Annotated in this window: 10 protein-coding genes and 1 pseudogene; 3 read left to right on the top strand and 8 right to left on the bottom strand. The window is 70.3% G+C overall.

Annotated features, from left to right (window positions below; genetic code table 11):
* On the top strand, positions 1-214 hold a 214-nt coding region (locus AB8Z36_RS17270; RefSeq protein WP_369214206.1), incomplete at its 5' end, for a hypothetical protein.
* Positions 215-295: 81 nt separating this feature from the next.
* Here AB8Z36_RS17270 and AB8Z36_RS17265 read toward each other — a convergent pair.
* From AB8Z36_RS17265 to AB8Z36_RS17255, 3 genes are all read right to left on the bottom strand, one after another.
* Positions 296-724, bottom strand: coding sequence for a DUF3618 domain-containing protein (locus tag AB8Z36_RS17265; RefSeq protein WP_369214205.1), 429 nt, complete (start codon positions 722-724; stop codon positions 296-298).
* Positions 721-1,161, bottom strand: a complete 441-nt coding sequence (locus tag AB8Z36_RS17260; protein WP_369214204.1) for a phage holin family protein — start codon at positions 1,159-1,161, stop codon at positions 721-723. The genes AB8Z36_RS17265 and AB8Z36_RS17260 overlap by 4 nt, the downstream gene beginning before the upstream one ends.
* A gap of 160 nt (positions 1,162-1,321) precedes the next feature.
* Positions 1,322-2,386: a YihY/virulence factor BrkB family protein gene (locus AB8Z36_RS17255; RefSeq protein WP_369214203.1), complete on the bottom strand. Its 1,065-nt coding sequence runs from the start codon at positions 2,384-2,386 to the stop codon at positions 1,322-1,324.
* A gap of 200 nt (positions 2,387-2,586) precedes the next feature.
* On the opposite strand from AB8Z36_RS17255, the gene AB8Z36_RS17250 reads away from it, so the two are divergent.
* Complete coding sequence (locus tag AB8Z36_RS17250; protein ID WP_369214202.1) at positions 2,587-3,111, top strand: DUF4142 domain-containing protein; 525 nt, start codon at positions 2,587-2,589, stop codon at positions 3,109-3,111.
* Between the two features lie 382 nt (positions 3,112-3,493).
* On the opposite strand, the gene AB8Z36_RS17245 is transcribed toward AB8Z36_RS17250, so the two are convergent.
* Together AB8Z36_RS17245 and AB8Z36_RS17240 are read right to left on the bottom strand one after the other, a co-directional pair.
* Positions 3,494-4,228, bottom strand: coding sequence for a S1 family peptidase (locus tag AB8Z36_RS17245; RefSeq protein WP_369214201.1), 735 nt, complete (start codon positions 4,226-4,228; stop codon positions 3,494-3,496).
* A gap of 105 nt (positions 4,229-4,333) precedes the next feature.
* Positions 4,334-4,564, bottom strand: coding sequence for a hypothetical protein (locus AB8Z36_RS17240; RefSeq protein WP_369214200.1), 231 nt, complete (start codon positions 4,562-4,564; stop codon positions 4,334-4,336).
* Positions 4,565-4,806: 242 nt separating this feature from the next.
* Between AB8Z36_RS17240 and AB8Z36_RS17235 the strand changes: the two genes are divergently transcribed.
* The gene (locus tag AB8Z36_RS17235; RefSeq protein ID WP_369214199.1) at positions 4,807-6,624 is read left to right on the top strand and encodes a helix-turn-helix domain-containing protein; all 1,818 of its coding nucleotides are present in this window, start codon (positions 4,807-4,809) and stop codon (positions 6,622-6,624) included.
* A 104-nt stretch (positions 6,625-6,728) separates the two neighbouring features.
* Here AB8Z36_RS17235 and AB8Z36_RS17230 read toward each other — a convergent pair.
* The 3 genes and pseudogenes from AB8Z36_RS17230 to AB8Z36_RS17220 form a co-directional block, all read right to left on the bottom strand.
* Positions 6,729-7,740, bottom strand: a pseudogene (locus AB8Z36_RS17230) (aldo/keto reductase).
* Between the two features lie 117 nt (positions 7,741-7,857).
* Positions 7,858-8,466: a hypothetical protein gene (locus tag AB8Z36_RS17225; protein WP_369214198.1), complete on the bottom strand. Its 609-nt coding sequence runs from the start codon at positions 8,464-8,466 to the stop codon at positions 7,858-7,860.
* A 30-nt stretch (positions 8,467-8,496) separates the two neighbouring features.
* Entirely contained in the window at positions 8,497-9,147 is a 651-nt protein-coding gene (locus tag AB8Z36_RS17220) for a TetR/AcrR family transcriptional regulator (RefSeq protein WP_369214197.1), read from the bottom strand.
* Positions 9,148-9,339: the final 192 nt, after the last annotated feature.

The raw sequence follows: 9,339 nt of genomic DNA, 5'->3' as shown, positions 1-9,339 counted from the left end.
ACGATGCCCAGCAGCAGGAGCAGTACGGGGTGCCCCGGCGACGGACCCCGTACTGCTCCTGCTGCTGGGCATCGTCGTCGCCCTGGTCCTGGGCGCCACGCTCTACCTGTGCCTGCGCCACCCCGCGCTGACGGGACCGGTCGGCGCGGTGGGCGGGGTGGCCTCGACACTGGTGGCCGCGTTCGCCGCGGCCTTCACTCTGCGCAGGCGCTGAGGCCGCACATCCACGAACAGAGGTGCACGGCAACGGGCCGGCCGGGACGCGGATGTCCCGGACGGCCCGTTGCCGGCCCGCCTACTTCTTGCGGCGGCGCAGCAGCCAGTAGGCGGCCAGGGCCGCGCCGCCGACGGCGAGCAGGGGAGTGCGGTTGTTGCGCACCGGCTCGGGCGCCTTGTCCTGCCAGAGCCGTTCGGCCTGGGCCGCCTTGGCCTTGGCCTGTTCCGCGGCCACGGCGGCCTTGTCCTTGAGCGGCTCGGGCAGCTTGTCCTGGAGGAGCTGCGCGGTTTCCGCGGCCTTGGCCTTCGTCTGCTCGGTCAGTTCCGCGGTCTTGGCCGTCGTCTGCTCCTTGAGCGCGGCGGCCTTCTCCTGCGCGCGGGCCTTGACGTCGCTCTTGTCGGCCAGCGCCTGCACCGTGTCGCCCAGTTCCTGGCGCGTCTGTGCGACCTGCTCGCGCAGCTCCTCGGGGCTCTCGGCGGTCGGCTTGTCGTGGGGCGGCTGCGTCATCGCTTGGCACTCTCCTTGATCTCGGCCACATCGGCTTTCACGCTTTCGATGGTCTGCTCGGGCGCGGGCGGCGCGGCCTGGCTGACCTCCTTCTTCCCTGTCAGCGCCAGCACCGCGGTGACCAGCCCGAAGACGGCCGTCACGATCAGCGCCGCCGCCCAGGTGGGCAACGGCACCGCCAGCGCGGCGATCAGGGTGATGAGCAGGGCCTGCAAGGTCAGGAACCCGGCCAGTCCTGCCCCGCCGAACAGGCCGCCTCCCTTGCCGTACCGCTTGCCCTTGTCCTTCATCTCCGCCTGCGCGAGGCGCATCTCCCCGCGCACCAGTTCCGTCAGCTGCTGCGAGGCCCGCTGCACCAGTTCACCGACGCGCTCCTCACCGGTGGCGCCCTGCCCTGTGGCGCGGGCGGCTGCCGGTCGGCCGCCTGTCTCGTCCATGGTTCATCTCCATCCTTTGTGACGTCGGCCGGGTACCCGCGCTTGAGGGGGACCAACGCCCCAGGCCACAGCGCTGCACACACCCTTCACAGGATCGAGCCAACTGGCTGGTACGGATCGCGGGCAACGGCTCGGACGGTCCGCCGTCAGTGCTCCGCCGTCACTGTTCAAGACGCTCGCGGTCCTCCTCGTCCCACGCGCGGGTGTCCCGGGGCGTGACATAGGGCTCCTGGCCGGGCGGCCAGCCTCCGGCGACGGCACGCTGGCGGGCCAGTTCCGCGTCGAACTCCAGGCCGAGCAGAACCGCGATATTGCTGATCCACAGCCACACCAGAAACACGATGACCCCGGCCAGCGTGCCGTAGGTCTTGTTGTACGAGGCGAAGTTGGCGACGTAGACGGCGAAGCCCGCCGAGGCGGCAATCCAGATCAACAGCGCCAGAGCACTGCCCGGCGTCACCCACTTCACGCCGCGCTGCTTCACGTTCGGTGTCGCCCAGAACAGGATGGCGATCATGATGGTCACCAGGACGATCAGCACCGGCCACTTCGCGTACGTCCACACGGTCAGCGCGGAGTCCCCGATCCCGAGCGCGTTTCCGGCCTGGCGGGCCAGGCTCCCGGTGAACACCACGATGAGCGCGCTGGCCACCGCGAGGATCAGCAGCACCACCGTCACGCCGAGCCGGACGGGCAGCACCTTCCACACCGGCCGGCCCTCGGGTATGTCGTAGACGGCATTGGCCGTGCGGATGAAAGCCGCTACGTAGCCCGAGGCGGACCACACCGCGAGCACGATACCGACCACGGCCATCACCGAGCCGATACCGGCGCGTTCCTGGAGCTGTCGCACCGCGTCGCTGATGATGTCGCGTGCGGACCCGGGGGCGAGCTTGTTGACGGTGTCCAGCACCTGGTCAGTCGCCGATTTCCCCGCGATGCTCAACAGCGAGACCAGCACCAGGAGTGCCGGGAACAGTGCCAGCACACCGTAGTACGTCAACGACGCGGCCCGGTCCGCCAGCTCATCGTCCTTGAACTCCTTCCCGGTCCCTTTCAGCACCGCCCACCAGGACTTCGGGGGCAGTTCCGTGGGTTGGTCCGGCTCCCGCCGCTCCACGGTCTCATCCGGGCCGGGCCTGTCCGGGCCCGGCGTATCGGCCGTCCCCTCGCGGGGGTGCGGCAGGCGTTCGGCGCTTCGCTTGGTCTCAGAGGTTTCTGCCATACCGGCCGGAGTATCCGCAGCTCACCCTTCCATGCCAGGTGTCCGGGATGTCGGCCGTTCGGGTGGGCCCACCACCGAGAACGTGAGGCACCGGCCTCGGCGTGGGACGGATAACCGCTGGGCGCGGTCTCCCGCGCCCGCGACGCTCACCGGTGTGATGTCGGCTGTGCCGCCACGCCGGTCCGAGAGAAAGCACATCCATGCGCAGACAACTGATACCTGCCGCCCTCCTGACCGCCGCGCTGTCCGTCCTCGCCGTGCCCCAGGCCGGTGCCGAGAGCGCCGTCGGCAGCCAGGACAGAATGTTCCTGACCCACATCCACCAGGGCAACCTCGCCGAGATCGCCGCGGGCCACGATGCCCGGCGGCACGCGACCACCGCCTGTGTGCGCGACGCCGGTGCGGTACTGGTGCGCGACCACTCCAAGCTGGACGCGGCAGGCAAGAAGCTCGCCGCCAAGCTGCACGTGAGACTGCCGTCCGCACCGTCCGCGAAGCAGCGGCAGCAACTGGAGTCCGTGCAGCGGAAGGCGGGCAGCCCGGCGTACGACAGGGCGTGGCTCACCGCTCAGGACGCGGCGCACCGCGAGACGCTCACGCTGCTCGACAAGGAGATCAGGCACGGGCGCAATGGCGAGGTCGTGGCCGCCGCCCGCACCGCCCGCCCGGTGGTCAAGAGCCACCTGGACATGGTCCGCGGTGGTACCTGCCACGCCGCTGGGTAGACCGGCGCTTCCCGGGCCGCTCGCCGTCGGGGGTGCCGCCCGTCCGGCTGCCGCGCACGCGCCGCCGCCGAGTGCAGCACCACTGACGGCGAGACCGGTCCGCTCCGCACTCCCGTCCTGAGGAAGGAGAGCCACCTGCCCGTACCGCCCCTGCCCATGGTGCCGACAGCGGTCACCACCGGGATCAACGGGGTCGGCCGGTCCGAGCAGGAGGATCTCGTCGCATCCGGCGTCGGGCCAGGTGGCGGCCCTGACCGTGGTTCCCTGACCATGGTTGGAGTGGCTGACCACCATCACCATCGGCGAAGCACTCGGCGTGACCGGCGAAGGCACCAGCCACCACGCCCAGACCTGACGACGTGACCGCCCTGTCGCCGTCGCGCTATCGGCGGATGACCGAGCGGATCCAGGAGAGCTGCTGGGAGACTTCCCCGGCCTCGGCGCTCTTCTCCCGGTCCGAACCGTTGAAGACGCCGATGAGGGTCTCCGTGCCGCGCGGGCCGACGGTCATCACCGGGCCTCCGGAGTCGCCCCCGGCGGGAATCCCGCGGACCTTCTTCATGCAGAAGTCGGGGCCGCCCGGCGCGGTGTGGCCCGCGCACAGGGGGTCGTCGGCCCGCACGACCTTCAGGTCCGACTGCTTGAGGACGGGGGACTGGCACGCGCTCTCGTCCGTGGTGCACGTCGCGCCCCATCCGTACTGCCGTACGGCCTGGCCGCGTTTGACGCCGACCTTGGACAGGCGTGCCGTCCTGACGTTCATCGGGTCGACCTTGATGAGCATCATGTCGGCGTGCGCGCTGCCCACGCGCTTGCGGGGGATGGGGTGCACCGTCTTGCCCCGGCGCATGTCGAGATTGCCGACCCGGAAGGAGATCCGCCGGTCGGGCACGGGCTGGGCCTGCTCGTAGAAGCAGTGCGAGGCGGTGAGAATCCACTGGCGGGCCACCGCCGTGCCGGTGCACGCCGGTTTGCCGTCGACGAGCATGCGTACGGCCCAGGGACCGTAGGTGCTCTTCGATCCGCCGATGACGGCGGAGGCCGGAGTGGATGCCATCACCGAGCCCACGATGAGCGCCAGGGCGGTCAGCAGCAGTACGCGAATGCGACGCGCCATGCAGAACAACTCCTCTCAAGGGGGACAGCAGTACAGATAGGTAGAGACCCCGGCGAGCGAAAGGGTTCCGCGTCGCCCTGCACCGTGCGCCGCGGGACGCGCGGGCTAGCGACGCGGGGGCGGTTGACGCGGTCGGTCCGGTTCGGCGTCGTCGGCCCGGTCCTCCGGCTGCCGGGCCGGATCACTCCGCCAGGCCCTGCGCATCTCCCGCCAGGCGGTTCCGGCCTGCCGCAACTTGTTGAGCAGCATGGTGAACAGCTCGGTGGCCCCGAGCAGGCCGATCAGCACCAGGACGAGCACGAACTCGGCAGCGTGGACGGCCTCGGCGGCGCTCACCGCGCACCGCCGTTGTCCTGGAGCCTCCGGGGCCCCCGGAATTGAGGTCGAAGGGGAAACGATCTGCGGGCGGCGATGGAAGGATGACTCATCCTTGTACTCCTGCGAGTCGGGCGGCGACCGGTGCGCCGTTCTTACGGCAGAGTCGTCCAAGGGCCGGGCGCTGCTGAAGCGCAGCAGGAGAGGGAAGCACTGCCGATCGTGGGCAGCAGGGGAGCAGTGGTGTGAGCGACTCAGCAGAGGTGGAGCTGTCGGGGGCGTCCGTTCCGGCGGCCCGTGGCGATGGCGCGGAAGAGTTGTCGCGTGTCCTCAGGGAGGAGACGGACCATGTCGCGCAGCAGTTCGGGTCCGCGTTGCGCGTGCTCGTCGTGCGCGTACAGAAGCTGGGCATATCGCAGAACCAGCTCGGCCGCCGCCTCCATGTCACCAGCGGCACGCTGTCGAAGTACGTGACGGGGGAGCGCGTACCGGACTGGGACTTCGTCGAGGCCTTCCTGAAGCAGGTACGCAAGATCACCAGGCAGTCTCTCGACGAGTCCGCCTACGACGAACTGCGTGCCCTGCATGAGCGCGCACTGTTCCTGCGCCATCCGCAGCGTCATGACGTACAGCGCATCACCGAGGCCCTGGAGACCTCCGAGTTGCAGCTCGCCGAGACGAAGCTGCGGGAAACCGAGCTCGAACAGCGGGCGCGGCGCCTCCAGGAGCGGCTGGACGCCCTGAGCGCGGAGCAGGTCCGCGAGCGGGAGCAGCACGAGGCGGAGCAGGACAAGCTGCGCCAGGAGTTGAAGGCCACCGGCGCGCGCGTCGAGGAGCTGCGGCAGAGGTGCGCCGACCTGGAGGAGCGGCTGGACAGGGCGCTGGAGCGAGCTGCCGCCGCCGAACGGACGGAATCGGCCGAGCCGCTGGTGCCGACGAGTCCGTCGGACGATCGCGAGTTCGGTCCTGATCAGGTGGCGCTGCTGGAGACCCTGGTCGAGGCGTACGCACAGGCGCGGACCGAGGAGGAGCGCGCCACGGTGTACGGGCGGCTCAGGGAACTGCCCTGCTATGCCGCGGCGGCGGCGCTGGCGCTGCTGGACCGCAAGCACCCGGATGTGGACGCCCGCGCTTTCGCGACGGCGGCCGTGAGCGGCAGGCCGCAGCCCGGACAGATGCGTGACGCGATCATCTGGTTCTACCGCCAGTTGCCCATGGACGCCGCCAAGCGTCTGACGCGCCTGGTCACGCTGGGCATGTGGCTCCAGACCGTCCCCAAGGTCCTGGAGTCCCTGACCCGGACGCGCGGGGCGGAGACGGCACTGGCCGCCGTCGCGGAAGCGGCGTGCAACGACCGCGGCGACTTCGGAAGCATCGTGCGGATCACTCCCCAGGCGCTGTATCCCGTGCTGGCGGTGTCCATCTCCGACGCCGCGCTGGTCCGAGAGGTGCACGCGTGCGAACAAGCGCTGCGTAAGGCCGAGCGGAGCTCGGACAAGCAGGCGGTCCGCAATGCACGGGGGCCGCTTGTCGCGACGTTGGGCATCCTGACGTCCAGCCCTCCGCCGTCGGCCGCCGAGCGACTCCTGTGGCTCGCACCTCCCTTGCAGGATCTGGCGGCCGAGCAAGCCGCCGCGGTACCCACGGGTGCCACAGAGCCCTTGCGGCGGGTCGCCCAGATCGCGACGCACCTGCGCCGGATGCAGGCCGGACAGGGCCTGGGCGACCGGGATCTGGCCGCCCACCTGCTGCGACACGTGGTGCTGAAGACCAAGGACCCCGTGGCGGCAGCGGACTTTCTCAGCCTCTGGGAGGCGGAGGCCCTGCACGAGGACGAAGGCGTGACGACAGCCGATCGCCAACTGGTCCTGTCGACGATCCTGCGCGAGCACACCTTGGACGCGGTGATCCAGCTCGTGACCCACCATGTGGCGCTTCCTCCCGGAAGCACCGATTTCGTATGGCTGCCGGAGCGGCTGGAGCTCTGGCAACAGGCCGTTGATCAACTCCCCGCGCTGAAGCGCAGACCACTGGTTCGCGCCCTCCGCGGCATGCCCCGGTCGGCCGCGCCGGGCGCCTGAGACGACGCGAGCGGCGCGCCCGCGACAGCCGGAGTGCCCCTCGCGAGCGGCGCGCACCGCAGCAGCCGGAGTGCCGCGACCCGAAGGCCCGGCGGCAGCCCGGACTACCGGGAGCCTGCCACGGGCCGCCGCTTGTAGAAGGACTCCTCCAGGTAGGCGGTCTCGTGGGGCTGGTAGGGGTCCTCCAAGCAGGCTGCCTCGTCCTCGTCGAGGTCGACGTCCACCGCGGCGACCGCGTCGGCCAGTTGGGCCGGTTTGGTGACCCCGACGACGGGCGAGGTCACCGCCGGGTTGCGCATGACCCAGGCCAGCGCGACCTGGGCCGGGGACAGACCCCGCTCGCCCGCGATCTCGTGGACACGCTCGGCCACTGCCTGGTCCCCGTCGCGGTAGAGGATCTTGCCGCCCTCGTCGGTCCCGGCCCGCGCGGTGGCGGCGTCCCGGGCGCGCGCCAGCCTGCCCCGCGCCAGGGGGCTCCACGGGATCACACCGATGCCCTGGTCGGCGCAGAGCGGGAACATCTCCCGCTCCGCCTCTCGGTGGATGAGGTTGTAGTGGTCCTGCATCGACACGAACCGGGTCCAGCCGTTCAGGTCGGCCAGGTACAGGGGCCTTGGCGAACTGCCAGGCGTACATGGAAGAAGCTCCGATGTATCGGACCTTCCCGGACCTGACCACGTCGTGCAGCGCCTCAAGGGTTTCCTCGATCGGGGTGTCGTAGTCCCAGCGGTGGATCTGGTACAGGTCGATGTAGTCGGTGCCCAGTCGCTTCAGGGAGGCGTCGAGCTCGGCGAAGATCGCCTTGCGGGACAGCCCGGCGCCGTTCGGGCCGGGGCGCATCCGCATCCAGACCTTGGTGGAGAGAACGACCTCCTCGCGCCGGGTGAAGTCCTTGACCGCCTGGCCGACGATCTCCTCGTTGCTTCCGGCGCTGTACCCATTGGCCGTGTCGAGGAAGTTGACGCCGCTTTCGAGGGCCTGCTTGATGATCTCCCGGCTGGCGTCCGCGCCCAGCGACCAGGGCTCGCCGCCCCGGTCCGGCTCGCCGAAGCTCATGCAGCCGAGGGCGATGGCGGAGACTTCAAGGCCGGTCGTTCCGAGTCTGATGTATCGCATGCTGCCGAACGTAGGAGCTGGAGTGCGCTGCAACGCACATACGTCTCGGTCCGCATGCTGGAGGCGTGGGGGCGCGGTGGGCTGCCGATCCCGTCGAAGACACCGGCACGGCACCTGTCACCCGACCCCGACGCGACCCTGACGTTCGGCGAGCAGCCGCCCGCGGTGGCCTCTGCGGCGGAAGTAGGTGACCAGGGCGACGATGGTCCCGGTGCCGATGCCGAGCAGCGGAAGGAGGACGGCCAGCATCAGCCAGCCTCCCAAGCTGACGAGGCCTCCCGCGTCCCCGATGGCGAACCGGGACGGCGCGTTCCGGGAGGTGCAGGTGACCTCGTAGCCGCCCGCCCGTGACACGGAGATGGTGTGGAGCGGGTTCCATGTCGCATCGCGGGTGAGGAACACGTCGATGCCCGGATCGGTGAGACGGGGGTCGCCCGGGCCGGTGATGCGGCATGCCTGGTCGGATGCCGCGCTGAACTCCTCGTCCCTGATCCAGATCGCTTTCTCGTCTTCCGGGCCGAGCCGCAGTGTGACGGTGTCACCGCTCGTGAACTGGCTGCCCGTATCCACCGCGTCGATCGCGTCCTTGAACCGGTACACGCCGATGGCCACACCCAGCACGATCAGCACGACCGTGATCGCGGCCGCGATCGCATACCAGTGACGGCCGGGTCTGAGCTCGTTCGCCGGTATCCGCGGCGACGGTGAGGGCTGGGAAGGCTGCATCGGCACACCTTAGATCAGCCGTAACGCGTGCTAACGGCTTCGTCCCTCACGTCGGCCGCTGCGGCCCCCCGCCGCACCCGAGCCGAAGGTGGTGTTGCCGGTGACGACGCGGGCGTGCCCGATGAGCCGGTCCTCGATGTCCTGGGCGGTGGCGCTGCCGACCAGCAGGTCCATCGCGTAGCCGTCCTCCAGGGCCACGAAGGAGCGCCCCAGGGCGCGGGCATCCCCGATCAGTGCGAAGTCGCCGCTCGCCTGCCCGAGTTCGAGCACCTGGCGGTACAGCTCGCTCTGCTGGTCGGCGAACAGGCTCTGGCGGTGTGCGGCACTGGTGTTGCGCAGCGCCACGGGGAACAGCTCGAAGAGCAGGCGGGTGCTCTGCTCTCTCTCCCCGGGCCACGGCACGCCGGAATGGATGCAGGCACGCAGTTGGGCCACCGGGCCGTCCGCCGCCGCGATGGCCTCTTCGCGGCTGACGAAGTAGGTCGCCGCGCTGCGCTCGAAGACCGCGGCGAACAGTTCCTGGATGTCGGCGTAGTAGTAGAGCACCGAGGCGGGGGTGACACCGGCGGCCTTCGCGACGTCGCGCAGCTTGGTGGCCGTGGCCCCGAGTTCCACCACGGTCCTGGCGGTCGCGTCGATCAGTTGGGCGCGGCGTTCCGCCTGGTTCCTGGGTCGAGCCATGGCTGACATGCTCGCACACCCGGTACGGCGGGCCGGACGTTCGTGTGCGGGGTCCGGTGCTTACCGCCTCCTGGTTCCGCCCACCGCCTCCTGGGTCCGGTGCGCACCGCCTCCCCGGCCTGCGGTGCCCACCCTCTCCCTGCCTCCGGTGCCCATCGTCTCCCGGTCGCAGTGCCCACCACCCCCTGGGCC

This window comes from Streptomyces flavofungini, from assembly GCF_041028215.1.
GTDB classification, from domain to species: Bacteria; Actinomycetota; Actinomycetes; order Streptomycetales; family Streptomycetaceae; genus Streptomyces; species Streptomyces flavofungini_B.
The sequence above is the reverse complement of the archived record's forward strand: the minus strand, read 5'-3'. Positions and strand labels throughout refer to the sequence as shown.

Coding starts and splice junctions, on each gene's coding strand:
- AB8Z36_RS17265 (WP_369214205.1), bottom strand. CDS start 724: ATGACGCAGCCGCCCCACGACAAGCCGACCGCCGAGAGCCCCGAGGAG.
- AB8Z36_RS17260 (WP_369214204.1), bottom strand. CDS start 1,161: ATGGACGAGACAGGCGGCCGACCGGCAGCCGCCCGCGCCACAGGGCAG.
- AB8Z36_RS17255 (WP_369214203.1), bottom strand. CDS start 2,386: ATGGCAGAAACCTCTGAGACCAAGCGAAGCGCCGAACGCCTGCCGCAC.
- AB8Z36_RS17250 (WP_369214202.1), top strand. CDS start 2,587: ATGCGCAGACAACTGATACCTGCCGCCCTCCTGACCGCCGCGCTGTCC.
- AB8Z36_RS17245 (WP_369214201.1), bottom strand. CDS start 4,228: ATGGCGCGTCGCATTCGCGTACTGCTGCTGACCGCCCTGGCGCTCATC.
- AB8Z36_RS17225 (WP_369214198.1), bottom strand. CDS start 8,466: ATGCAGCCTTCCCAGCCCTCACCGTCGCCGCGGATACCGGCGAACGAG.
- AB8Z36_RS17220 (WP_369214197.1), bottom strand. CDS start 9,147: ATGGCTCGACCCAGGAACCAGGCGGAACGCCGCGCCCAACTGATCGAC.